At 67.6% G+C, this 23,042-nt stretch carries 28 protein-coding genes and 3 tRNA genes; 16 read left to right on the plus strand and 15 right to left on the minus strand.

Features of this window, described 5'->3' with window-relative positions; genetic code table 11:
* Positions 1-2: 2 nt before the first annotated feature.
* From ACKY0W_RS20645 to ACKY0W_RS20655, 3 genes are all read left to right on the plus strand, one after another.
* Positions 3-1,466: a neutral zinc metallopeptidase gene (locus ACKY0W_RS20645; RefSeq protein ID WP_409435593.1), complete on the plus strand. Its 1,464-nt coding sequence runs from the start codon at positions 3-5 to the stop codon at positions 1,464-1,466.
* 13 nt (positions 1,467-1,479) lie between these two features.
* Complete coding sequence (locus tag ACKY0W_RS20650; RefSeq protein WP_409435594.1) at positions 1,480-2,136, plus strand: DUF4333 domain-containing protein; 657 nt, start codon at positions 1,480-1,482, stop codon at positions 2,134-2,136.
* A gap of 169 nt (positions 2,137-2,305) precedes the next feature.
* Positions 2,306-3,148, plus strand: a complete 843-nt coding sequence (locus ACKY0W_RS20655) for a formate/nitrite transporter family protein (RefSeq protein ID WP_409435595.1) — start codon at positions 2,306-2,308, stop codon at positions 3,146-3,148.
* 123 nt (positions 3,149-3,271) lie between these two features.
* Here the strand turns inward: ACKY0W_RS20655 and ACKY0W_RS20660 are convergent.
* From ACKY0W_RS20660 to ACKY0W_RS20670, 3 genes are all read right to left on the minus strand, one after another.
* A tRNA-Ser gene (locus ACKY0W_RS20660) sits at positions 3,272-3,362 on the minus strand.
* A 29-nt stretch (positions 3,363-3,391) separates the two neighbouring features.
* A complete protein-coding gene (locus ACKY0W_RS20665; protein WP_406756782.1) occupies positions 3,392-3,859 on the minus strand; it encodes a nucleoside deaminase in 468 nt (155 codons plus the stop codon).
* Positions 3,856-4,377 carry a tRNA adenosine deaminase-associated protein gene (locus tag ACKY0W_RS20670; RefSeq protein WP_406756781.1) on the minus strand — a complete coding sequence of 174 codons (522 nt, stop codon included), beginning with the start codon at positions 4,375-4,377 and terminating at the stop codon, positions 3,856-3,858. The genes ACKY0W_RS20665 and ACKY0W_RS20670 overlap by 4 nt, the downstream gene beginning before the upstream one ends.
* 84 nt (positions 4,378-4,461) lie before the next feature.
* On the opposite strand from ACKY0W_RS20670, the gene ACKY0W_RS20675 reads away from it, so the two are divergent.
* Complete coding sequence (locus ACKY0W_RS20675; protein WP_409437873.1) at positions 4,462-5,403, plus strand: prephenate dehydrogenase; 942 nt, start codon at positions 4,462-4,464, stop codon at positions 5,401-5,403.
* Here the strand turns inward: ACKY0W_RS20675 and ACKY0W_RS20680 are convergent.
* On the minus strand, positions 5,369-5,965 hold the full coding sequence (locus ACKY0W_RS20680; RefSeq protein ID WP_409435596.1) for a putative glycolipid-binding domain-containing protein: 597 nt from the start codon (positions 5,963-5,965) through the stop codon (positions 5,369-5,371). The genes ACKY0W_RS20675 and ACKY0W_RS20680 overlap by 35 nt on opposite strands.
* A gap of 104 nt (positions 5,966-6,069) precedes the next feature.
* Between ACKY0W_RS20680 and ACKY0W_RS20685 the strand changes: the two genes are divergently transcribed.
* Entirely contained in the window at positions 6,070-6,402 is a 333-nt protein-coding gene (locus ACKY0W_RS20685) for a lipopolysaccharide assembly LapA domain-containing protein (protein ID WP_409435597.1), read from the plus strand.
* 10 nt (positions 6,403-6,412) lie between these two features.
* Here the strand turns inward: ACKY0W_RS20685 and ACKY0W_RS20690 are convergent, their stop codons facing one another.
* The 6 genes from ACKY0W_RS20690 to ACKY0W_RS20715 form a co-directional block, all read right to left on the minus strand.
* Positions 6,413-7,057 (minus strand): histidine phosphatase family protein, encoded by a 645-nt coding sequence (locus ACKY0W_RS20690; RefSeq protein ID WP_409435598.1) that lies wholly within the window; start codon positions 7,055-7,057, stop codon positions 6,413-6,415.
* Positions 7,058-7,091: 34 nt separating this feature from the next.
* The gene (locus ACKY0W_RS20695) at positions 7,092-8,960 is read right to left on the minus strand and encodes an alkyl/aryl-sulfatase (RefSeq protein WP_409435599.1); all 1,869 of its coding nucleotides are present in this window, start codon (positions 8,958-8,960) and stop codon (positions 7,092-7,094) included.
* Between the two features lie 47 nt (positions 8,961-9,007).
* Complete coding sequence (locus ACKY0W_RS20700) at positions 9,008-9,142, minus strand: hypothetical protein (RefSeq protein WP_409435600.1); 135 nt, start codon at positions 9,140-9,142, stop codon at positions 9,008-9,010.
* Between the two features lie 4 nt (positions 9,143-9,146).
* Positions 9,147-9,332, minus strand: coding sequence for a hypothetical protein (locus tag ACKY0W_RS20705; RefSeq protein ID WP_409435601.1), 186 nt, complete (start codon positions 9,330-9,332; stop codon positions 9,147-9,149).
* A 116-nt stretch (positions 9,333-9,448) separates the two neighbouring features.
* Positions 9,449-10,972 carry a sensor histidine kinase gene (locus ACKY0W_RS20710; RefSeq protein ID WP_409435602.1) on the minus strand — a complete coding sequence of 508 codons (1,524 nt, stop codon included), beginning with the start codon at positions 10,970-10,972 and terminating at the stop codon, positions 9,449-9,451.
* Complete coding sequence (locus ACKY0W_RS20715) at positions 10,950-11,654, minus strand: response regulator transcription factor (protein ID WP_409437874.1); 705 nt, start codon at positions 11,652-11,654, stop codon at positions 10,950-10,952. Before ACKY0W_RS20715 ends, ACKY0W_RS20710 begins: the two co-directional genes overlap by 23 nt.
* A gap of 75 nt (positions 11,655-11,729) precedes the next feature.
* Between ACKY0W_RS20715 and ACKY0W_RS20720 the strand changes: the two genes are divergently transcribed.
* From ACKY0W_RS20720 to ACKY0W_RS20750, 7 genes are all read left to right on the plus strand, one after another.
* Positions 11,730-12,074, plus strand: coding sequence for a nuclear transport factor 2 family protein (locus tag ACKY0W_RS20720; protein WP_409435603.1), 345 nt, complete (start codon positions 11,730-11,732; stop codon positions 12,072-12,074).
* A 91-nt stretch (positions 12,075-12,165) separates the two neighbouring features.
* Positions 12,166-13,164, plus strand: coding sequence for a phosphotransferase family protein (locus ACKY0W_RS20725; RefSeq protein ID WP_409437875.1), 999 nt, complete (start codon positions 12,166-12,168; stop codon positions 13,162-13,164).
* A complete protein-coding gene (locus tag ACKY0W_RS20730) occupies positions 13,161-14,405 on the plus strand; it encodes an amidohydrolase (RefSeq protein WP_409435604.1) in 1,245 nt (414 codons plus the stop codon). Before ACKY0W_RS20725 ends, ACKY0W_RS20730 begins: the two co-directional genes overlap by 4 nt.
* Positions 14,406-14,474: 69 nt before the next feature.
* Positions 14,475-14,783, plus strand: a complete 309-nt coding sequence (locus tag ACKY0W_RS20735; RefSeq protein ID WP_019737957.1) for a hypothetical protein — start codon at positions 14,475-14,477, stop codon at positions 14,781-14,783.
* A 28-nt stretch (positions 14,784-14,811) separates the two neighbouring features.
* Entirely contained in the window at positions 14,812-15,567 is a 756-nt protein-coding gene (locus tag ACKY0W_RS20740) for a hypothetical protein (RefSeq protein ID WP_409435605.1), read from the plus strand.
* Between the two features lie 9 nt (positions 15,568-15,576).
* The gene (locus ACKY0W_RS20745; protein ID WP_409435606.1) at positions 15,577-16,314 is read left to right on the plus strand and encodes a hypothetical protein; all 738 of its coding nucleotides are present in this window, start codon (positions 15,577-15,579) and stop codon (positions 16,312-16,314) included.
* Positions 16,311-17,036: a hypothetical protein gene (locus tag ACKY0W_RS20750; protein WP_409435607.1), complete on the plus strand. Its 726-nt coding sequence runs from the start codon at positions 16,311-16,313 to the stop codon at positions 17,034-17,036. Before ACKY0W_RS20745 ends, ACKY0W_RS20750 begins: the two co-directional genes overlap by 4 nt.
* A 58-nt stretch (positions 17,037-17,094) precedes the next feature.
* On the opposite strand, the gene ACKY0W_RS20755 is transcribed toward ACKY0W_RS20750, so the two are convergent.
* The 3 genes from ACKY0W_RS20755 to ACKY0W_RS20765 form a co-directional block, all read right to left on the minus strand.
* Complete coding sequence (locus ACKY0W_RS20755) at positions 17,095-17,421, minus strand: BlaI/MecI/CopY family transcriptional regulator (RefSeq protein ID WP_409437876.1); 327 nt, start codon at positions 17,419-17,421, stop codon at positions 17,095-17,097.
* A 251-nt stretch (positions 17,422-17,672) separates the two neighbouring features.
* Positions 17,673-17,745, minus strand: a tRNA-Arg gene (locus ACKY0W_RS20760).
* 39 nt (positions 17,746-17,784) lie between these two features.
* Positions 17,785-17,873, minus strand: a tRNA-Ser gene (locus ACKY0W_RS20765).
* 144 nt (positions 17,874-18,017) lie between these two features.
* Here ACKY0W_RS20765 and ACKY0W_RS20770 point away from each other — a divergent pair.
* The 4 genes from ACKY0W_RS20770 to ACKY0W_RS20785 all read left to right on the plus strand — a co-directional run bounded on the left by ACKY0W_RS20770 (position 18,018) and on the right by ACKY0W_RS20785 (position 21,324).
* On the plus strand, positions 18,018-19,064 hold the full coding sequence (locus ACKY0W_RS20770) for a pyridoxal phosphate-dependent aminotransferase (protein ID WP_409435608.1): 1,047 nt from the start codon (positions 18,018-18,020) through the stop codon (positions 19,062-19,064).
* A gap of 12 nt (positions 19,065-19,076) precedes the next feature.
* The gene (locus tag ACKY0W_RS20775; RefSeq protein ID WP_409435609.1) at positions 19,077-19,490 is read left to right on the plus strand and encodes an SRPBCC family protein; all 414 of its coding nucleotides are present in this window, start codon (positions 19,077-19,079) and stop codon (positions 19,488-19,490) included.
* A gap of 13 nt (positions 19,491-19,503) precedes the next feature.
* Complete coding sequence (locus tag ACKY0W_RS20780; RefSeq protein WP_409437877.1) at positions 19,504-19,974, plus strand: DUF4334 domain-containing protein; 471 nt, start codon at positions 19,504-19,506, stop codon at positions 19,972-19,974.
* 279 nt (positions 19,975-20,253) lie between these two features.
* Complete coding sequence (locus ACKY0W_RS20785; RefSeq protein ID WP_409434931.1) at positions 20,254-21,324, plus strand: IS110 family transposase; 1,071 nt, start codon at positions 20,254-20,256, stop codon at positions 21,322-21,324.
* Positions 21,325-21,422: 98 nt separating this feature from the next.
* Here the strand turns inward: ACKY0W_RS20785 and ACKY0W_RS20790 are convergent, their stop codons facing one another.
* Both ACKY0W_RS20790 and ACKY0W_RS20795 read right to left on the minus strand, forming a co-directional pair.
* Positions 21,423-22,406, minus strand: coding sequence for a TerC/Alx family metal homeostasis membrane protein (locus ACKY0W_RS20790; protein WP_409435610.1), 984 nt, complete (start codon positions 22,404-22,406; stop codon positions 21,423-21,425).
* Between the two features lie 56 nt (positions 22,407-22,462).
* Entirely contained in the window at positions 22,463-23,038 is a 576-nt protein-coding gene (locus ACKY0W_RS20795; RefSeq protein ID WP_409435611.1) for a TIGR03086 family metal-binding protein, read from the minus strand.
* Positions 23,039-23,042: the final 4 nt, after the last annotated feature.

Here is a 23,042-nt window from a genome sequence, read left to right on the forward strand (position 1 = left end):
CGATGGCTCAACGCGGATTCGGCCGTACCGCCAGAACACTTTTCGGGGTGGCCGCCCTGACCCTGGCGCTGGCGGGCTGCTCACAGAACAGCGTCCCGACGGTGGTCGCCGGGCATGCGATATCGATGCTGTACGACCCCGGGCGGGTCGGCGGACTGCCCACCGCGGAGGGCCCCAGCGGCCCGCGCGGCGACGTTCCGCCGGTGACCGCCCGGGTCCAGGGCAGCGACGGCGGCGACATCGACCGGTTGTCGCTGCTGGCGATCGACGACATCGAGGACTTCTGGACGCAGCACTACACCGAATCGCTGCGCGGACGCTTCCAGCCGGTCTCGACGCTGATGTCGTATGACTCCACCGACGCAGACGGCCCGTCGGTGTGCGGCGGCGAGGTCTACCACCTGCCGAACGCGATGTATTGCCGCCGGATGGACACGATGGCCTGGGACCGGGCCAAGTTCCTGCCCACGGCCCGAAAATACTTCGGCGACATGGCGATCAACGGAACACTGGCCCACGAGTACGGGCACGCCCTGCAGAACATGGCCGGGATCGTCAACCCGCTGACCCGCACCCTGGTCCGCGAACAGCAGGCCGACTGCTTTGCCGGGGTGTATCTGCAGTGGGTGGCCGCGGGCAGTTCGTCGCGGGTGCAGTTGAGCACCGGCGACGGCCTCAACCATGTGCTGGCCGGGCTGATCGTGATCCGCGACCCGGTGTCGACGCCGGACAATCCGGTGTCGATCTCCGATGAGCACGGCACCGCCCTGGACCGGGTCGGCGCGTTCCAGACCGGCTTCGACGGCGGCGCCGCGATGTGCGCCGGGATCGACATGGATGAGATCCGCAAGCGCCGTGGCGATCTGCCGAATTCCCTGTTCGATTCGGAGAACCCGCAAAGCGACCTCACGATCGATGCGTCCGTGCTGTCCACCCTGATGGAGCAGCTGGGCCAGATCTTCGGCCTGTCCCGCCCGCCGGAGCTGTCCACGTCGGGCAAATGCCCCAGTGGCCACCAGCCCGACCCGGTGGCCTACTGCCCGGAGTCCAACCTCATCGTCGTCGATCTGGCCGGACTGCAGGAGATGAGTGCGCCGACAGATCAATCGACCCTGGGTATGCCGCAGGGCGACAACACCGGGTTGTCGGCCGTCACGTCGCGGTACGCCCTTGCGGTGCAACGCGAACGTGAAGTCGGATTGGAATCGGCGGCGGCGGCGTTGCGAACCGCGTGCCTGACCGGGGTGGCCCAGCGGCGGATGGCCGAACCCATGACGTTGTCGTCCGGCCCGGGCTTGACGCTGGCCGGCGGCGACCTCGACGAGGCCGTCACCGGTCTGCTGATGAACGGCATTGTCGCCAGCGACGCCAACGACGACACCGTGCCTGCGGGTTTCACCCGGATCCTGGCGTTCCGCTCCGGGCTGCACGGCGACATCGACGGCTGCTTCGAGCGGTTCCCGTGATGGGCACGATGTCATGAACCGTCCAGAGGATCCGCGCGAACGGCCGGAGCGGCGGACCACGCCCCTTCCCCGGCCACCACAGCAGCCGCGTGGGCCGCGCGGGCCGCAGGGGCCGCCGCCGCAGCGCCCACGGCCGCCTTTGGGCCGGCCTGAGCAGCCGTGGTATCTGGAGGTCCGCCGGCCCCCGGTGCCCCCACCGCATCGGGTGCCACCGCCCCCGCAGACGCATCGGCCGCCACCGTCGGGCCCGCGGCCTCCGGTGCCGCAGGACCGTCGCCAGCCGCGGACGAACCCCGCGGCCGCTCCTGGCAAACCGGCGGATCCGAAGCCGCTGTCGAATCGTGTTCTGCTGATCGCCTCGGGCATCACCGGACTGCTCGCGCTGGCCATGCTCCTGACTCTGGTGCTGCGGGGCGTCATCGGCGACTCCGGGCCGGTCGAACTCGATGTGCGCAAGGCCCAAGACGGCGTCCTGCAGGTACTCACCGATCCGATCAACGGCTATGGACGCGACAACGTGACCGATGTCCGCTGCAACAACGGGGTCAATCCGACCGTGCGCAAGGGCGGCAGTTTCAGCTGTGTGGTCACTGTCGACGGCGCCCAGCGCCGGGTGCTTGCGGAATTCACCGACGACGCCGGCACGTATGCAGTCGACCGGCCTCGGTGAGGTTTTAGCTGGTAAAACGCCGCGAAGGTGCGGCGAAGACGTTGTTGGGCAACGTCTGTGGGCTGACTAGGAGTTGGCTGGCGAGCCGGGTCCGAGCGGGCCGTCGCGAAATAGGGTCACACGCGCCGTTGCAACCAACCACTTCGCCCTGCGGTCCCTGAGGAGTTCGATGACCTACGTCAAGCCGCCCGAGTTGATCAATGTGATGATCGACGCCGGCCAGTCCAAGATCTTCATGTCCACCCGCGACACCCTGATCCGCGCATTCATGGCCGGTGCAACCCTGGCACTGGGTGCGGCATTCGCGGTCACCATGACCGTGCAGACCGGTCAGGCGATCATCGGGGCACTGCTGTTTCCGGCCGGCTTCTGCATCCTCTACCTGCTCGGATACGACCTGCTGACCGGGGTGTTCGTGCTGGCGCCGCTGGCCTGGCTCGACAAGCGCCCGGGTGTCACCATCGGCGGGGTGCTGCGGAACTGGGGACTGGTTTTCCTGGGCAACTTCGCCGGTGCGTTCACGGTCGCGGTGCTGATGGCGATCGTGTTCACCTACGGCTTCTCCAGCCCGCCCAACGAAGTCGGTCAGTTGATCGGGCACATCGGCGAGGCTCGCACGCTCGGCTATGCCGCACACGGCTTTCCGGGCATGCTGACGTTGTTCGTGCGCGGCATGCTGTGCAACTGGATGGTGTCCACCGGGGTGGTCGGGGCCATGCTGGCCACCGACGTCACCGGAAAGGTGATCGCCATGTGGCTGCCGGTGACGCTGTTCTTCGCAATGGGTTTCGAGCACTCCATCGTCAACATGTACCTGTTCCCCTCCGGCCTGATGCTCGGCGGGAACTTCACCATCATGGACTACATCGAGTGGAACGAGATTCCCACGGTGCTGGGCAACCTGGTAGGCGGATTGGCGTTCACCGGATTGGCGATGTACGCGACTCATTCGCGGACCGCGCCCAAACGCGGTACTTCGGCGCTGCAGAAGGAAGTGACTGCGGGCGTCTGACGGCCGCATCCGTCCGCGAGATCGGGCTGACGCAGGCCGCTACTCGAACATTTCCTGCGTGGATCGGATCTCGCGAGTCAGTGATCACCCCGGCAGCGAGCCGGGGTGATCACTGACATCACATGGCGGTGGCGGAGGGATTTGAACCCTCGGTGGGGGGTTACCCCACACACGCTTTCGAGGCGTGCTCCTTAGGCCGCTCGGACACGCCACCGCGGGACAGCGTACCTAACAAGGTGCCCGTCAGCCCAATCGCTGCCGGGCGAAGAACGCTTCCAGTGGCGCAGCGCACTCGGCAGCCAGCACCCCGCCACGCACTTCGGGCCGGTGATTGAGCCGGCGATCCCGGACTACGTCCCACAGCGAGCCCACCGCCCCGGTCTTGGGTTCGAAGGCCCCGAACACCAGCCGGGCCACCCGCGCGGCCACCAGCGCGCCCGCGCACATGGTGCAGGGTTCCAGGGTGACGGCCAGCGTCGCGCCGGTGAGCCGCCAGCCGTCGCCGAGGACGGCGGCAGCGGCGCGGATGGCCAGCAGTTCGGCGTGTGCGGTGGGGTCGCCGAGAGCTTCGCGCGCATTGGCCGCCTGGGCCAGTACGGTGCCGTCGGGACCGACCACCACCGCACCCACCGGCACGTCGCGCGGCCCGGCCTGGCCGGCGGCCAGCAGGGCCGCGCGGATCAGGTCCTCGTCGGTGGGCGGGCCGCTCACCGAGCGCGTCGCGGCAGGGCCGCGGTGAGCTGCTCGTCGAATCCCATCTCGTTGGCGATGCGGTGCAGCTGCTCTTCGACGGCCAGGTCGGACTCGTCGAGGATGACGCCGAGCACCGCGGCGGGCAGGCCGATATCGGACAGCACTCCCAGGTCGCCCTCTTCGAACGGGTCGGCATCTTCCAGGTCGTCGGCGTCGATGTCGGCGTCGATCTCTTCGAGCACCTCGTCGGCGAGGTCGTAGTCCAGCGCCGCCGTGGCGTCCGAGAGCAACAAGCGGGTGCCGGCCGGGCCAGGGCGGATGATCACAAAGAACTCGTGGTCGACATTGATCAGACCGAAAACAGCTCCGGCACTGCGAAGTTCACGTAGCTCTGTCTCTGCTGTGGACAGACTGGTAAGGGCTGCAGCACGCATGGACGTGCAACGCCACTTGCCGTCTTCACGCACAACAGCCACTCCGAAACCGTCCAGCGTCTCCGCCGGCCGGCCCGGTGCGGACGAGCTCTGTGCTCCCATGGGCGCCTACGGTAGTCGCCGCTTACGCCCTTGACCAGCGTGTGCCAACCTGGACAGGTGGCGGTAAGCACAGTGAAGACTCCGGTGTGCGTCTTAGGGCTCGGTCTGATCGGCGGTTCGGTGCTGCGTGCGGCCGCGGCGGCAGGCCGGACGGCGTTCGGCTACAACAGGTCGGCCGACGGGGTGAACGCCGCGGTCGCCGACGGCTTCGACGCCACCACCGAGTTGGAAACGGCCCTGAAGCGCGCCGCACAGACGGGCGCGCTGATCGTGATCGCCGTCCCGGTGCCGGCGCTGCCGATGCTGCTCGAACCCATCAGCCGGCTCGCACGCGACTGCCCGCTGACCGACGTCACCAGCGTCAAGAGCCCGGTGCTCGACGAGATCACCGCCGCCGGGCTGCAGGCCCGCTTCGTCGGCGGACACCCGATGGCCGGGACCGCCCACTCCGGTTGGCCCGCCGGGCACGCCGATCTGTTCCAGGGCGCACCGTGGGTGATCAGCGTCGACGACCACGTGGACCCGGCGGTGTTCGCCGAGGTGCTGGACCTGATTCTGGACTGCGGATCGCTGGCGGTACCGGCCCGCTCCGAGGAGCACGATGCGGCCGCGGCCGCCATCTCTCATCTTCCGCATCTGATGGCCGAGGCGTTGGCCGTGACAGCGGCCGATGTACCGCTGGCGTTCGCGCTGGCCGCCGGATCCTTCCGCGACGGCACCCGCGTCGCCGGCACGGCACCGGACCTGGTCCGGGCCATGTGCGAGGCCAACTGGCAACGGCTGCTGCCGGCGCTGGATCGCGCGATCGCGCTGCTGGCCGACGCGCGCGATTCGCTGTCGGCGTCGGACTCGGTGGCCGAACTGGTCAATCATGGGCACGCCGCCCGCACGCGCTACGACAATTTCCCGCGCAGCGAGATCGTCACCGTCGTCGTCGGCGCCAACGACTGGCGCCGGGAATTGGCCGCCGCGGGCCGCGCCGGCGGGGTGATCAGATCCGCGTTGCCAACCCGGGATAGTCGATGACGAAGCCGTCGTCATCGACGGTGAGGGTGGTGCCGCGGGCATCGGTTCCCGGGGTGATCACCTTGATGCCGGGCCGGGTCCCGACGCTGCTGTAGCTGGCGGTGGCCGCCACCACCGACATGTCGGGCAGGTTCAGGTACAGCGTGGGCAGGGTGATCGCCGCCTCCCGCTCGTGCAGCCGGGCCCGCCGGATCGGCAGCGTGTTGAAGAACGGGCTGAACAGCATGTCGATGTCCAGGGCACCGTCATAGCCGGCACGGGACTGCCCACGGGCATCGGTGACCAGCCACATGTTCTCTTCGTCGCGGGCGATCACCAGCTGCCGTTCCCGTTCGGCCAGCGTGACGGTCAGGCCCAACCGTTTGGTGGCGCCGGACTCGTCGGTGTGCAGGTCGTAGTAGACGCCGAACGCCGGATGCTCGGCGGTGGCCCCGGCCACGATGCGGCCGTTGGCCCTGATCCGATTGCCGGACAGCTGCACACGCACCGACTCCATCCGGGGGGCGTCGGGCGCCCGCCAGGTCAGAATCGCCGGCCACGGGCCGGACGGGGCTGCGCTCACCAATCCACCGTAAGCGACCGGCCAACGATCCGCCGTCAGGCCCCCCGATGCGCAAACTGACGAGAACCGGTTCATTTCCGGGCCCCAGGCGGCAAGATATCCCCATGAGCAGCGACCCGCGCGTGCCCGTCGACCCACCTCAGGGTGAAGCCAGCCCCCCGCCGCCGCCTCCAGCGGCGATGCCGTTGACCCGCGCCGGCGCGCTGTGGAGCGCGCTGATCGCCGGTTTTCTGGTCCTGATTGTGTTGCTGGTGTTCGTCACCCAGAACACCGGCCCGGTGGACCTGGCGTTCTTGACCTGGACGTGGAGCCTGCCCACGGGGGTGGCGATCCTGCTGGCGGCGATCTGCGGTGGGCTGCTGACCGCCCTGGTCGGGACCGCGCGCATCTTCCAACTGCGTCGCGCCGCCAAGAAGTCCCTCGCGGCGCACCGGTAGCCGACCGGGATCAGCCCGCGGCTTCGCCGCGGCCCTCGCCGCCGGAGAACCGGGCCTGATTGCGCGGCAGCAGGTCCCAGACATGCTCGGTGCCGTTCGTCGATGCCACCGCTGCCTGCCCGGACCGCGAGTACAGCAGGCGGGTGATCGACACATAGTCGATGGGAAATGACAGCAGACGCTGCGTGCCCAGGACCTGGTGCAGGATCACGTTGATCACGCCGCCGTGGCTGAACACCGCGACCGTGTCGTCGGGTTCGGCGCCGGCCACCACGTCGGCGACGGCGTCAGATACTCGGGCGCAGAACGCGGCCTCGTCGACGTCGGCGGGCAGGTGGCCCTGCGCCATCCGGGCCCAATCCTGCGGTCGCTCGGTGGCCAGTTGTTCGACAGGCAGGTAGCCGGCCAGGTCGCGGTCGTATTCGGCGAACCGCTCGTCGATGTCGACGCCGTACCCCAGCTGCGCGGCGAGCGGCTCAGCGGTCTGGATCGCCCGGCGCTGCGGGCTGCTGACCAGCCGGGTGATCGGGAATCGAGTCAACGCATCAGGCAGGCGCCGCGCTTGGGCGAAGCCGGTCTCGGACAGCTCGGGATCGGAGCCCTGGCCGTACTCGCTGCGTAGCGGGAGGGCATGGCGGATCAGCAGCAACTGCACCCCTGTCACCCTAAGGGGCCGGTTCGGCCCCGCCTCACGGGGTGACGATGTTGAAGTTCGGGTCGGCCTTGTCGAGTACGCGCAGCAGGTTCGCCCAGGCGGTCTGGTCGCCGGTGACCTCCAGCCCGCCATTGCCCAGCAGCGCTGCCAGCAGCGCCGGCGTGGTGGCCGCCGTGACCGTGACGTCAGCGCTGGCCGGATCCGCCGGCGTCTTGCGGTGCACGAGTACCCCGTTGCGCAGGGTGAGGCGATAGTTGACCCCGGTGTCGGCGAACGAGACGTCCAGGGCCAGTGTCAGATCCCAGGCCCGCGGCCCGTTGACCCGGATCGCCAGGCTGTCGAAGAGTTGCTCGGCGCTGAGCTGAGATAGCAGCCCCACCGAGGCGACCCGGGTGGGGGTGCCGAAGTTGCCGGTTCGCAATTCGGTGGCACCGGAGAGGAAGAAGTTGCGCCAGGTGGCGTTCTCCGCGCCGTAGGCCAGCTGCTCCAGCGTGTCGGCGTAGAGCCTGCGCGCCCCGGCGTGGTCGGCGTCGGTGAACATCGCATGGTCGAGCAGGGTTGCCGCCCAACGGAAATCACCGTCTTTGAAGGCCGCGTCGGCCAGTTCGACGACGCGGTCCACGCCGCCCAGCGCTGCCGCGTATCGGGGTCCCAGTTCCTCTGGGGGGTGCGGCCACAACCGGGCCGGGTTGCCGTCGAACCAGCCCAGATACCGCTGGTAGACGGCTTTGACGTTGTGGCTCACCGATCCGTAGTAGCCGCGTGCGTGCCAGGCGTTTTCCAGCGCGGGTGGTAGCTGGAACTGTTCGGCGATCTCGATCCCGGTGTAGCCGCGGTTGAGCAGCCGCAGTGTCTGGTCATGCAGGTAGGCGTACAGATCACGCTGCAGCCCGAGGTATTCCGCGATCTGATCGGTGCCCCAGGTCGGCCAGTGGTGCGAGGCGAACACGACGTCGGCCCGCCCGGCGAAGGTGTCGATGGCCTCGGTGAGGTAGCCGGCCCAGGCCCGCGGGTCGCGCACCAGCGCGCCCCGCAAGGTCAGCAGGTTGTGCTGGTTGTGGGTGGCGTTCTCGGCCATGCACAGCGCCCGGAATTGCGGGAAGTAGAAGTGCATTTCGGCCGGTGCCTCGGTGCCCGGCGCCATCTGGAACTCGATCTGCACGCCGTCGATGACGTGAGTCTCACCGGTGCGAGAGATGGTGACGGTCGGGACGATCACGGACACTTCCCCGGTCGAGGTGTTCTGTCCCAGGCCGCAGCCGACCTGCCCGCGGGGGCCGCGCGCCAGCACGGTGCCGTACATGTAGGCGGCACGCCGCGTCATCGCGGTGCCGGCGTAGACGTTCTCGGACACCGCATGCTCGATGAAGCCCTCCGGGGCGAGTACGGCCACCCGGCCGGCGTCGACGTCGGCCTGCGAGGTGACACCCAGCACACCGCCGAAATGATCGACGTGGCTGTGGGTATAAATAACGGCGCTGACCGCACGATTCCCGCGATGCTCTCGATAGAGCCGCAGCGCCGCGGCGGCGACCTCGGTGGAGATCAGCGGGTCGATGACGATGACGCCGGTGTCGCCCTCGACGAAGGTGATGTTGGACAGATCGAAGCCGCGGACCTGGTAGATGCCCTCAACGACTTCGTAGAGCCCCTGCTTGGCGGCCAGCTGGCACTGGCGCCACAACGACGGGTGCACCGAGGTCGGCGGATCACCGGCGAGGAAGTCGTAGCTGTCGTTGTCCCACACCACCCGGCCATCGGCGGCGGTGATGACACACGGCGTCAGTGCGGCGATGAAGCCGCGGTCGGCGTCGACGAAATCTGTTGTGTCGCCGAAGGGCAGCGTGCTGCGGTGCTCGGCATGGGCGGCCTCGATCGTTGCACTCACCGGCTGGTCTTCCATGGCGCCCAGCTTGCCACCAATGCCGTGTCGCGGCGTGGGTTGTCGCGTCAACGGCGCCGGCGCAACGCGGTCAGTGCGTTGCGCAGCCGCGTCGGCCACGACGGGCGGGCGACCCGGTCGCGGGTCTCGCGTGCCTCGCGGGCGTAGTCACGGATGGATTCGTCGCCTTCTTCAGCACGCATGGGATCACCTCTCCGGTGAGTCGTCGGGCGCGGCCGGCGGGTCGTCGGGAACCAGCCTTTCGGGCACCTCGGCGGGTGCCAGTCGTTCCGGCGGGTCCGCGGGCACCAGTCGTTCCGGCGGCTCCTCGGGAGTACGCCGGTGCGGCGGCTCTTCCGGCCGGCCCGGTTCGGGTGGCAGTTCGGGGTTCATCCGGGTCGCCTACCCCTCGGGGGGCGTGTGCAAACCCGGGGGGCGAGCGCGCGCAGATGTACGTACACACCCGGCGTGTCGCCGGGCAGACACGCACGCTCGCGGAAAGTACCGAGCTACCGGGGCAGGCGCACGGTGAACGCGGTACGGCCGGGTTCGCTGGCGACACCGATGCTGCCCCGATGCGCGCGGACCACTGCCGAGGCGATCGCCAGCCCGAGCCCGGTGCTGCCGCCCTTGCGTGACCGGGAGGTGTCCCCGCGCGCGAACCGCTGGAAGATCTCCGGCAGGAACTCCGCCGGGATGCCCGGCCCGTCATCGGTGACGCTGAGCACCGCGTCGTCGCCATCGACGGCCAGCCGAAGGGTCACCACGGTTCCCGGGCCGGTGTGCACACGGGCATTGGTAAGCAGGTTGGCCACTACCTGGTGCAACCGGGCGGCATCACCGGGCACCGTCACCGGCTCATCGGGCAGATCGAGTTGCCACTGATGGTCCGGGCCCCCGACGTGCGCGTCGCTGACGGCGTCGACCGCCATCCGGGACAGGTCCACCGGCTCGTGCTCCAGCGGACGACCGGAGTCCAGCCGAGCCAGCAGCAGCAGGTCTTCGACCAGTTGGGTCATCCGTTCGGTTTCGGACTGCACCCGGCTCAACGCGTGCGCCAGGCCTTGCGAGTCCGCGTCGTCGGATACCGGGATCCGTTGCGCCAGTTCGGTGTAACCACGGATTGCGGTCAGCGGCGTGCGCAGCTCATGGCTGGCGTCGGCGACGAACTGGCGCACCCGGGTCTCACTGTCTTGGCGGGTCGACAGCGCGGCAGCGATGTGCTCGAGCATCCGGTTGACCGCGGCGCCCAGTTGGCCGACCTCGGTGCGGGGGTTGGCGTCGGACTCGGCGACCCGCACCGGCAGCGTCGCCTCACCGCGATCCAACGGCAGGCCGGCCACTTCGCCGGCGGTCTGCGCGACGCGGCGCAGCGGGGCCAGCGCTCGCCGGATGACCACGCTGCCGGCGGTGGCCACCGCGGCCACCGCAACCAGCGTGACCAGCCCGAAGATCAGCAGCACCCGGACCATGGTGGCGTCCACCGCGGCCAGCGGCAGCCCGGTGACGATCACGTCGTCACTGCGCCGGGCGGTGGTCGCGACCACCCGGTAGCGGCCCACGCCGTCGAGGCGCCGGGTCACCGGCGGCGATCCCGCCGACACATCGGTCAATCGTGTTGTGGCGGAAGGACTCAGCTCCTCCCGCTGACCCGAGGTGCTCAGGTACCCCGCCTCGATGTCCTGGCCGGCCGCGGGGGCGTCCCCGCTTTCCACCACCGCACCGACCATGCCGGCCGGCTGGCCGGGGGCGTCCAGGAAGTCCGGGCCGGGCCCCGGCCGCGGCCGGTGGTGCCGGTGCCCGGGCGGCGGCGGTGGCTGGCCGTGCAGCCGCGCCGAGCGATGCGAGGCGTCGGAGAGCTGGTGGTCGAGTTGGCTGACCAGGTACTGGTACAGCGCGAGCTCCGTCACCGCGCCGATACCCAGGCAGGCCACGGTGAGCAGCACGATCTGACCGGCCAGCAGGCGCGCCCGCAGCGACCAGTTGCGCCAGGTGCCGCCTTGCGGCGGCTTACCCAGCCGGCTTGAGCACATAGCCCGCACCGCGCAGCGTGTGGATCATCGGCTCTCGGCCGTTGTCGATCTTCTTCCGCAGGTAGGAGATGTAAAGCTCAACGATGTTGGCCCGGCCGCCGAAGTCGTAGTCCCACACCCGGTCCAAGATCTGCGCCTTGGACAGCACCCGCTTGGCGTTGTGCATCAGGTAGCGCAGCAGCTCGAACTCGGTGGACGTCAACGTGATCGGGTCACCGCCCCGGGTCACCTCGTGGGAGTCCTCGTCGAGTACCAGGTCGCCGACCACGATCTGGGCGCCGGCCTCGGCGGTGCTCACCCCGGTGCGGCGCAACAGCGCGCGTAGCCGCAACACCACCTCCTCGATGCTGAACGGCTTGGTGACGTAGTCATCGCCGCCGGCGGCCAACCCCGCGATGCGGTCCTCCAGGCCGTCCTTGGCGGTCAAGAACAGCACCGGCAGCCGCGGGTTGACATCCCGCAGCTTTCCCAGCACGTCGAGTCCGCTCATGTCGGGCAGCATCACATCGAGCACCACGACGTCGGGACGTTCCGCCTTGGCGGCCGCGATCGCCGAAGCGCCATCGCCTGCGGTCGCGGTGGTCCAGCCCTCGTAGCGCAGCGCCATCGACACCATCTCGGCCAGCACCGCCTCGTCGTCGACCACCAGCACAGTGATGGGCTTGCCGTCGGCGCGCGACATCACGACACGTTCGACCGATCCCCGTGGCGTAGACATCACGTTCCAGTATGTCGGGCGCGCCGATATCTTCATCGCATGGCACGCACACCGCAGGAAATCTTCGACCATCACCTCCAGGCCCTGCTCGCTCGCGACGTCGACGAGCTGCTCGCCGACTACACCGACGAATCCGAGCTGATCACCGCCGCCGGCGTTGCGCGGGGCAGTAGCGGAATCCGGGCCGCGTTCAGCCAGCTGTCCGCCGCACTGGCCGACGCGACCTTCGAGATCAAGTCGCAGACCTACAGCGGCACGGTGCTGCTGCTGGAATGGACCCTGGACGCACCGGATTCACGCGTCGACGGGGTAGACACGTTCCTGTTCGGCGACGACTCGATCCGGGTGCAGACGATCTCCCAGCAGGTCCGGCCCAAGAGCTGACACCGCGGAGACGGGGCCCGCGAAACCGGTGAACCGCTGCGGGCCGACGGGTTAGGTTCGCCCCGTGAACCTCGAAGCGGTCGCGGAATGGATGTCCACTCAGGGCCTGGGCGAGGGCCCGCTGGACAACGTCACGGAGCTTTCCGGCGGCACCCAGAACGTCATGCTGGCGTTCACCCGATCCGGTCGCCGCTATGTGCTGCGGCGCGGCCCGCGGCACCTGCGACCGCGCAGCAATGCGGTGATGCTGCGCGAGACCCGGCTGCTGGCCGCGTTGGCCGGCAGCGACGTGCCGCATCCGGGATTGATCGCCGTCTGCGACGACCCGGCGGTGCTCGGCGATGCGGTGTTCTATCTGATGGAGCCGGTCGACGGGTTCAACGCGAGCGGAGAACTGCCCGCCCTGCACGCCGGCGACCCGACGGTCCGCTACGGGATGGGACTGTCGATGGCCGATGCGCTGGCGAAACTCGGCGCCGTCGACCATGTCGCCGTGGGGCTGGCGGACTACGGAAAACCCGACGGGTTCCTGGAACGCCAAGTGCCGCGGTGGCTTTCCGAACTGGACTCCTACCGACAGTTCGAAAACTATCCGGGGCCCGACCTGCCGGGCCTCGAGGACGTCGCCGCCTGGCTGCAGCGCAACGTGCCGGCATCCTGGCAGCCGGGGATCCTGCACGGCGACTACCACGCGGCCAACGTGATGTTCTCCCCCACCGGACCTGAGGTGGTGGCGATTGTGGACTGGGAGATGTCGACCATCGGCGACCCGCTGCTGGACCTGGGCTGGCTGCTGGCCACCTGGCGCCAAGATGACGGGTCCAGCGTGTTCAGCCACACACTGACCGGCATGGACGGGCTGGCCTCCCCCGATGACCTGGTGCAGCGCTACGCCGCGGGCAGCTCGCGCGATCTGTCGCACCTCGGGTGGTACACGGTGATGGCAGGTTTCAAGCTGGCCATCGTGATCGAGGGCACGCTGGCCCGCGCGTCGGCGGGCATGGCGCAGCAGGAGGTCGGCGACCAGTTGCACGAGGCCGCCGTCTGGCTCTTCGAGCGGGCCCAGGCCTGGATGGCGGATGCGAAATGACAGACCTCATCGACGACATCGACAGGATCGTCACTGCCGACACTCGGCGCCTGGTCGACATCTTCAAAGATCTGCATCGCAATCCCGAGTTGGGGTTCAACGAAGTGCGCACCGCGCGGACCGCCGCGCAGGCACTCGGCAACCTCGGCTTCACAGTGACCACCGGGATCGGCCGCACCGGCGTGGTGGCGGTCCTGGCCAACGGCCCCGGCCCGGTGGTGATGTATCGGGCCGACATGGACGCGTTGGCGGTGCCCGAGGCCACCGGCCTGGACTACGCCAGCAGCAACCCGGCGCTCGGGCACATGTGTGGACACGACGCGCACGTGACGTGGATGTTGGGCTTGGCCAAGGTGCTCGCCGAGACCACCCACACCTGGTCGGGTACCGCGGTGCTGATCGGACAGCCCGCCGAGGAACTGATCGCCGGCGCCCAAGCCATGATCGACGGCGGCCTCTACGACGTCGCACCCCGACCGGACGCCTTCCTGGCGATGCACACCGCGCCGCTACCGGTCGGCATGGTTGCCGCGGTCGGCGGGGAGCGGATGGCCGGCACCGACCAGCTCGACATCGTGTTCCACGGTGTGGGCGGACACGGGTCCATGCCCCAGTTGGCCCGCGACCCGGTGCTCATGGCAGCACAGGCGGTCGTGCAGTTCCAGAGCATTGTCAGTCGCGCCGTCGCACCCAGCGAGACGGCGGTGCTGACGGTCGGCTCGGTGCAGGCCGGCAGTGCCTACAACGTCATTCCGGACCGGGCGCTGCTCAAGGTCAACCTGCGCTGGTTCAACCCCGACGTGCGCGAGACGCTGCTGGCCGGCATTCGGTCCATCTGCCGGGGCATCGCCCGCAGCTACGGGATGGGCGAGGACCGGCTGCCGGAGATCTCGCTGGCCGGCGGCGCCACTCCGCTGGTCAACGACACCACCCTCACCGACCGGGTGGCCACCGCGCTCGGCGACCTGCTCGGTCCGGCCAACGTCGTGCGCCAGCTGCCGGCGCTGACCGGCTCGGAGGACTGCCACCTGCTCAAAGGGCAGCACCTGGAGGTACCGCTGTCATATCTGCTGGTTGGCGTCGCCGATCCACAGGTGTACGCGAAGTCCGCGGAAAAGGGTCAATTGTTCCCCTTCACACCGCACTCGCCGGACTATATGGTCGACCTTTCCGCTATCCCCCTCGGAACCAGGATTGCAGCCCGTGCAATGCTTGAATTGCTTACGACCAGTCGGTTTTAGCGTATTTATGCTCCGCCGAGTTTCCGAAATACTTGTGCGGTCCACGAAGAAGAGCTAAGGTGTATTGCTGTGGACGATCGTCACAAAGATCCAACCGTCGTGTTGCCCTATCTCGTAGGCAGGCCGCTTGGAGCGACCGAGGTCTACGAGGCATTCGGCTACCGCAAGTCCGCCTACTACAAGGCGGCACATGAGGGTCGGCTGATCAGCGCGGACAATCTGATCCGAGTTGCCAGGTATTTCGGGCTGAACCCCGTCGACCTGCAGGTACGGTTCGGATTGATCGAGCACGACGCCGTCGCCGAGTACCTGGAGTCCTCATCACGGCCACTGCGCCTGGGTGATTTGAAGGCGGATCTGGACAAACCTCCCGTCTAAGACGACCCCCAGGAAGTACCGTCGACGCATGACGTCGGCGTTAATTGGTGCCACCGTGGTGGTGGCGCTGTACGCCCTGTGGGTGCGCCGCGATACGTGGTGGTCGCGCTGGGAGATCGGCATCACCCTGGCGATCGCACTGGAGACCTTCGCGCTCGTCCTGATGTCGCCGTGGGCAGCTGAGACCCTGGGTCCGGCGCTGCGGCACGCCATGCGGATATGGAACATCCAGCAGCTGGCCGGTCACATCTGCTTCGTCGTCGCCATCGCGGCCAACATCTACCACGTGCTGGCACGGCTGGCCGACTTCGACCAGATCCGACCGTTGTTCCGCCTGCACGTGCAGTTGCCCGTACAGGCCGGCGTGGTGGCGATGGTGGCGGTGTTCCTCATCGCCGACGCGGGCTATCGCCCGGACGGCTTCTCATCGCTCGGGGGCGGGGGCGCCTGGGCGAGGGCCTACTGGGCACTGTTGTCGCTGGTGCTGATCTACCTGTCCGGCTACGCGACGCGAGTGTTGTCGATGCTGCGATCCGACCCCCGTGCCAAAGAGACCGTCGAGCTCTACACGGCCTCCACGGCCTTCGCCGTGGCGGCCATCATGGCGCTTTTGAGCAATGCCTGGTCCAAAGCCGATGTCAGCCCGCTGATTTGGCTGTGCGCATGCATTTCCGTGGCGATCTTCGCTTACGGTTCAGCCCGTTCCTGGCAGGCCAAAGCCGCGTGGTTCGCCAGCAGCGAACCTCCGGTCGGGCAGCCCAATCCCCCGCAAGCCCTGTCGTGAGGGCACTCGATGACGTCGGGAATCATTGCCACCACATTGGCAGTCGTCGCCTATAGCCTCTGGGTTCGCCGCGACACTTGGTGGACACGCTGGGAGAACGCCGCCACCTTCGCGTTGGCATTGGAAGCCTGTGCGCTGCTACTGATGTCGCCGTGGGCCGGGGCCAAGATCGGCCCGGTTTTACATCACGGCCTCGGGGTGTGGAACGTTCAACAGCTGATCGGCCACCTGTGCCTGATCGTGGCCGTCACGGCGAACATCTATCACATGCTGGTCCGTCTCGCCGACCCCGATCAAGTGCGGTTCATCATGCGCCGCCAGCTCATGATCCCGATCTGGCTGAGCATCGCCGTGATGGTGCCGGCCTACCTGCGCTCCGACCAGGACTACCAGCCTGATGCGTTCGCCGCACCCCGGACCGATGCCTGGATGGAGCTGTACCAAGTGGTCGGCTGTGCGCTGGTGATCTACCTCAGCGCCTACGTCAGCCGGCTGATGCTGACCCTGCGGCACGATCCGCGCGCCAAGCCCACCATTGACCTCTACCTCGTCTCGATGGCATTCGCCACCGCCGCCTGTCTGATCGTGGTCGGTTCGACGTGGGTCGACGGCGACAACGCCAGCCGCTGGATCTGGCTCAGCATCTGCTTGGCGGTGGGCACCTTCGCCTACGGGTCCGCGCGATCGTGGAAGGCGAAAAGCGCTTGGTTTACCTCCGGTGACGGTAAGGTGATCGGCGCGCAATGATTTCCCTATTCATCGTCATCACCCTCGGTGTGGTCCTGTACAGCCTGTGGGTCCGCCGCGACACGTGGTGGTCACGCTGGGAGGCCGCCGCCACCTTTGCCATCGCAATGGAGGGCTGCGCGCTGGTGTTGCTGTCGCCCTGGGCCGGTGATGAGCTGGGACCCCGGCTACACCGCCACTTGGGCGTGTGGAACGCCCAGCAGCTCCTCGGCAACATGTTCCTGATCGTGGCGGTGCTGGCGAACATCTACCACATGCTGGTCCGCCTCGCCGATCCCGATCAGGTGCCCCCGATCATGCGTAAGCATCTCCAGATACCCGTGGGACTGAACGTCGTCGTGATGGTGGTGACCTACGCGATGAGCGCACGGGGCTTCGAGCCAGACACGTTCGCCGGCCTGACCGGCGATTTCTGGATGACGGCCTACGAGGTGTCGGTGTGCATCCTGGTACTGCTCTTGAGCGGATACGTCGGCCGGCTGATGCTGGCCCTCCGACACGATCCGCGGGCCAGGAGGACGATCAAGCTATACCTGGTCTCGATGGTATTTGCGGTGGGGGCCTGCCTGATTGCGGTCTGCTCGATCTGGGCGCGCGGCTACGCCGGCCCGGCGATCTGGGCCTGCATCTGCCTGTCGGTGGGGATCTTCGCCTACGGGTTGGCCAAGTCCTGGCAGGCAAAGAGGGCGTGGTTCTCGCCGGACCCCTTGACCCATCGGTGACGACACCCCGCCTTGGTGGTCAGCGCATGGATCTGCCGGTGGTGTGAGCCGCAACCGATCAGAGTTCAGCCAACGCTCGTCTGAGCGCGGCGGCTTCGTCAGCGCCGACGCGGTCGACGAAGTGAACCAACGCGGCCTCGCGTCCGCGCGAGTCGACAACCTGATCGAGTGCATACGACATTAGTTCGGCGACCAGCTCGGCACGGCCCTGCGTCGGCACATAACGGTGGGCGCGATTGTCCCGCCGCTGGACCACCAGATTCTTCTTCGCAAGCCGTTGCAGCACAGTCATGATCGTGGTGTAAGCCAGGTTCCGCTTGACGGCCACCGACGCGTGAACCTCGCGGACTGTCAACGCCCCTGACGCCGACCACAGGCATTCCATGACCGTGCGTTCGAGATCACCCAGCCCAATTCGCGCAGCCACAGCCCTTCACCTCCTGCGGCGATCCGCAGCCGCCTTCGTCCATCGCGAGCGGAGCACGACGACCTCCGACACGCTAGAGGTAAGGCTAACCTAATTCGAGATGGTATGGGGGCGGAAGAGCCGGCGTCCCGACCACACGACCCGGCCCGTCAATCCCGCCAAACAGAAAAGCCCCGGCCGTAGCCGGGGCAATCTGTACCGTGAAAATGTGCGCCCGAAGGGATTCGAACCCCCAACCTTCTGATCCGTAGTCAGATGCTCTATCCGTTGAGCTACGGGCGCCTGTCTCTTCAGTTGTCGGTCGAGCAAGCCCGGCCGTTGCGGAGGCGAGAGGATTTGAACCTCCGGTCCCCCGTAAAGGGGACAACTCATTAGCAGTGAGTCCCATTCGGCCGCTCTGGCACGCCTCCCGAACTCGTTGAGGGTACCGGATCACTCCCCCAGTTCTGAAACCGCGGGGTTAGTACGGCGGTCCCAGCTTCGCCTCCCCTCGGTCGAGCCTCGCTGAACCGCCGCCGGACTACACCGCCAACGGCACACATATGCTGTGGTCCGTGACCGTCAGACTGCGCCCGGAGATCGCCGCGCTGCCGGCTTACGTCGAGGGTAAGACGGTCCCCGGATCGATCAAACTCGCCAGCAACGAGACGGTGTTCCCCCCGCTGCCCAGCGTGGCCAAAGCCGTCGAAGCCGCCCTGGCCACCACCAACCGTTACCCGGACAACGGCTACGCCGCGCTGCGCGCCCGGCTGGCCGAGCATGTCGGGTTCGGCCCCGAGCATGTGGCGGCGGGTTGCGGGTCGGTGAGCCTGTGCCAGCAGCTCATCCAGATCAGCACCGGCGCAGGCGATGAGGTGGTGTTCGGCTGGCGCAGCTTCGAGATCTATCCGCTGCAGGTCCGTACGGCCGGAGCCGTACCGGTGCAGGTGCCGCTACGCGAGCACACCTACGACCTGGACGCGATGCTGGACGCCATCACCGACCGCACCCGGCTGATCTTCGTCTGCAATCCGAACAATCCGACTTCCACCGTCGTCGACCCCGGCGCGCTGGCCCGGTTCGTCGCCGCGGTGCCACCGCACATCCTGATCGCCATCGACGAGGCGTATGTGGAGTACATCCGCGACGGCCTGCTCCCCGACAGCCTGGGCCTGGCCCGACGCCACCGGAATGTGGTTGTGCTGCGGACTTTTTCGAAGGCCTACGGGTTGGCCGGTCTGCGCCTGGGTTACGCGGTCGGCGACCCGGAGATCATCACCGCACTGGGCAAGGTCTATGTGCCCTTCACGGTGTCCAGCGTGGCGCAGGTCGCCGGGATCGCCTCGCTGGATGCCGCCGAGGAGCTGCTGGCCCGCACCGACGCGGTGGTCGCCGAGCGGGCCCGGGTTTCGGCTGCGCTGCGTGATGCCGGATTCGAGCTGCCGGATTCACAGGCCAACTTCGTGTGGCTGCCGCTGGCCGAGCGCACCGCCGACTTCGTGGCCGCCGCCGCGGCGGCCCGTATGGTGGTCCGCCCCTACGGGCAAGACGGAGTCCGGGTGACCATCGGCGCGCCGGAGGAGAACGACGCGCTGTTACGGTTCGCACAGACGTACCGCTGAGGAGGAACTGACATGCACGCGACCGCGACTGCCACCGTCGCCGCATCCGCATCTCGAGTGTGGGCGGTGCTCTCCGACTACGAGGCCATGTCCGACTGGGCCCCCGGTCTGAAGATCACCGTGATCCGGCCGGGAACCCCCGAGCCCAACGGCGTCGGCGCCCAGCGTCGCATCCAGGCGGTGCCGGGGATGGCGCCGCTGGTGGAGGAGATCATCGCCTTCGAGCCGGATCAGCGACTGAGCTACCGGGGCGTCTCCGGCATCCCCTTCCGCAACTACATCGGCAACGTGGCCCTGCGCTCGACGGGTTCCGGCACGGAGATCAGCTACACCGTCAGCGCCGACAACCGGCTGCCCGGGGTCGCCGCGGTGCTGGCGCACGGCCTGCTGTTCGGCCTCAAGCGGGCCGTGAACAAGGCCGGCTGACACGATGACCACCATGAATGACGAGCTGGCCCGCACCACGTTCGACGCACTCAAGGACCGCACCGACCAGATCCCCGACGCCGAGATCGATGCGTTGTGGGCGACGCTGCCACCGGCCACCGTCGAGCAGATGATCGGCGAGTGGCGCGGCGGGGAGTTCGTCACCGGCCACAAGATGAACGGCCTGTTGGACAAGGCCCGCTGGTTCGGCAAGACGTTCAACTCGCTCACCGACGTGCAGCCGCTGGTGTGCCTGGACGAGGACGGCAACAAGTTCTCCAACGTCAAGCTCGGCAAGGGCGAGGCGAGCCTGTGGGCCGAGGAGTTCCGCGGCGAGGTGGTGGCGACCATGGTCTACGACGGCCAGCCCACCCACGACCACTTCAAGCGGGTGGACGACAACACCGTGCTGGGCATCATGAACGGCAAGGCGGGCGTGTTGGATAACGGCCGGTACTTCTACTTCTACCTGGAGCGGGTCTAGCCCGTTCCCGGAAATCCGGGCCATGTAGACCGTTGCCCACCTTTGAGCGACTGTGAAGATTTGAGTGGCTGTCGGGCGGGCTGACCCACTTGAGCGACTGACCCCGTCTTTGCGGGTGTCCTTGATTTGATCTGTCGCCTGCTCGGCAGTCGCGCCCCTGGTGCTGACCGGGCGGGCAGTGACCTCATAGGAGCCTGACCGGAATTCAGGTCCCATCACAGTCTTGTCCGGCCCGACCGGCCAGCGTCACAACCCTGCTGAAAGGTCGCGATACCAATCATGCCAACACAAGTCCCCGGTGGTCGAGTCATCGTCGGTGTCGACACCCATAAACACCTGCACGCCGCGGCGGTCCTCGATGAACGTGGCGCCCTATTGGCCACGGCCACCTTCGATGCGAACACCAGCGGATATCGCGCGTTGATCGACTGGGCCGGCACGTTCGGAACCGCATCGAGCTTCGGGATTGAAGGCACCGGCTCCTATGGCCGCGGCCTGGCCGCAGCGGTACGTCGCAGCGGCAGCGATGTGGTGGAGGTGATGCGACCCAACCGCCAAGACCGCCATCGCCGCGGCAAATCCGATCTGCTCGACGCCGAAAATGCCGCTCGCGCGGTGCTAGCCGGCCACACCGAGGCGATCCCCAAGACCGACGACGGCACGGTGGAGATGATCCGGCACATCAAAGTCGCCAAGAACGCCGCAGTCAAAGCCCGCACCACAGCCATGCAGTCACTCAAGGCCGTGCTGATCACCGCACCGGCCGAGTTACGCGAAACCCTCCAACCCCTGCCCAACATGGCCCTGCTGCGCCGCTGCGCCAGCCTCCGGCCGGGCCCGACCACCTCGGTGACCGCAGCAGCCAAATACAGTCTGCGGGCCATCGCCCAACGCTGGCTGGCCCTCAACGACGAAGTCACCGAGCACGAAAAGCTACTGGGCACCCTCATTAAACAGATCGCCCCGCAGCTGACCGCCGCGGTCGGGATCGGCCCCGACAACGCCTCAGAGCTGCTGATGGCACTCGGTGACAACGCCGAACGTATCCGCAACGAAGCCGCCTTGGCCAAACTCTGCGGCACCTGCCCGATCCCGGCCTCCAGCGGCAAAACCCTCCGCTACCGGCTCAACCGAGGCGGGCATCGCCGCGCCAACGCCGCACTGCACCGCATCGTCGTCGTCCGCATGAAATACCACGAACCCACCCGCGCCTACGTCGCCCGACGTATCACCGAAGGCAAAACCAAACCCGAAATCATGCGCTGCCTCAAACGCCACCTCATCCGAGAAATCTGGACCCTCACCAAACACCTACGCCAACAACCCACCACCCACCAAACCGCGGCTTGACGTCTATAGGAGCATCAAACGGCTCAGGGCACTGCCAAGCGTCGGTAGTTGTCGCTCGGAGAGGGGCAACTGCCGCATTCCCCTGGGCCGGATCTGATTCAGCGCCGCAGCACCAGCTCCCGATCGCGCGCGGTCTGGCCCTTCGCCGCGTGCCGGCGGTGCCGCAGTGAGGCGATGACGGTGACCGTGAGCACGCCGACGATCACCAGCAGCGACGGCCCGGTGCCGATCTCGATACCCCCGGCGCCCCCTTCGTGCATCGCGTGCATGATCAGCTTCACGCCGATGAAGCCGAGGATCAGCCCCAGTCCGTAGGACAGGTACACCAGCCGGTCGAGCAGGCCGTCGATCAGGAAGTAGAGCTGGCGTAGGCCCAGCAGGGAGAAGGCCGTCGCGGTGAACACCAGATAGCTGTTCTGGGTCAGGCCGAAGATCGCCGGGATCGAGTCGAGCGCGAAGAGCACATCGGTGCCGGCGATCGCCAACATCACCAACAGCATCGGGGTGATCGCCCAGCGCCCGTCAATCCGGGTGAACAGCCGGTCGCCGTCGTAACGCTCGCTGGTAGGCACCACCTTCTTCACCAGCCCGACGATGACGTCGGGAGCTCGCTGAGCCTCCTCTGCGCTGCCCGACCTGAGCATGTTGCCCGCCGCCAGCAGGAGCAGGAGGCCGAAGAAGTAGAAAACCCAGGCGAAACGGTTGATCATCGCGGCGCCGAGCAGGATGAAGCCGGTCCGCGCGGCCAGCGCCATGACGATCCCGAACAGCAGCACCTTCTGTTGGTCGACTCGAGGCACGCGGAAGCTGGCCATGATGACCAGGAACACGAACAGATTGTCGACGGAGAGCGCCTTCTCGGTGAGGTAGCCGGCGAAGTATTCCGAGCCCGCGTCGGCGCCACCGAAGACAAACATGCCGACCCCGAAGAGCACGGCGACGCCGATGTAGCCGGCGGACCAGCGCGCGGATTCCGTCAACGTCGGAACATGCGCCTTGCGAACATGCACGAAGAAGTCGAACGCCAGGAGCCCTAGTAGGCCGACGATCGTCAATGCCCACAACCATCCGGCAATGTCCATGTCCTACCCACGCTAGGCAGCTTGAACGACGCCGGATTGGACAGCAGGTTGCGAGGTTATGACCGTCCGGTGAAGGCGATCAGCCTGTGCAGGCTCGATGCCGAATCGGGGACATCGACGGGGTCGCCGAACCCCGCTCGCACCCGGCCCACCGGTGTGATGATCGTGTGCGCCAGGTCCAGCACGTATCCGACCAGCGGTTCGGCCGCATTCAGCGTGCGGCCCGTCGCCGTCGCGTAGTCCCACGCGTGCACCAGAAACTCCAGCGCCAGAATGCCCGCAGCCATCTTGGCCGGCAGCTCAGTGGGGCCGAACGCGACGGTGCCGTCCAGACCGCGACCTCGCCAGGCGTCCAGGGCGGGCCGAGCGGCGGAGGAAACCTGGTCGGCCAGCGAATCGGCGGTATCCCGGACCGGAAACTCCGCGCCCGCCGCGCCGCCGAGGATGGTGATGGAGTGCAACAGGTGCTCGGTCAGCTGCGCGACGTCGAACTCTGAGCAGGGCGTCGGATTGGACCATGCGTCGCCGCTGATACCGCTCAACACCTGCTCCAGCACCGCCCACGCGGCTTCGGCGCCGGCGAGCTCGTCGGCGGGGGGCGCGTCGGTACCGGGTCGCAGATCAGGAGTCATGCGT

Origin of the sequence: Mycobacterium sp. SMC-14, from assembly GCF_046250075.1 — a bacterium.
Taxonomy (GTDB): domain Bacteria; phylum Actinomycetota; class Actinomycetes; order Mycobacteriales; family Mycobacteriaceae; genus Mycobacterium.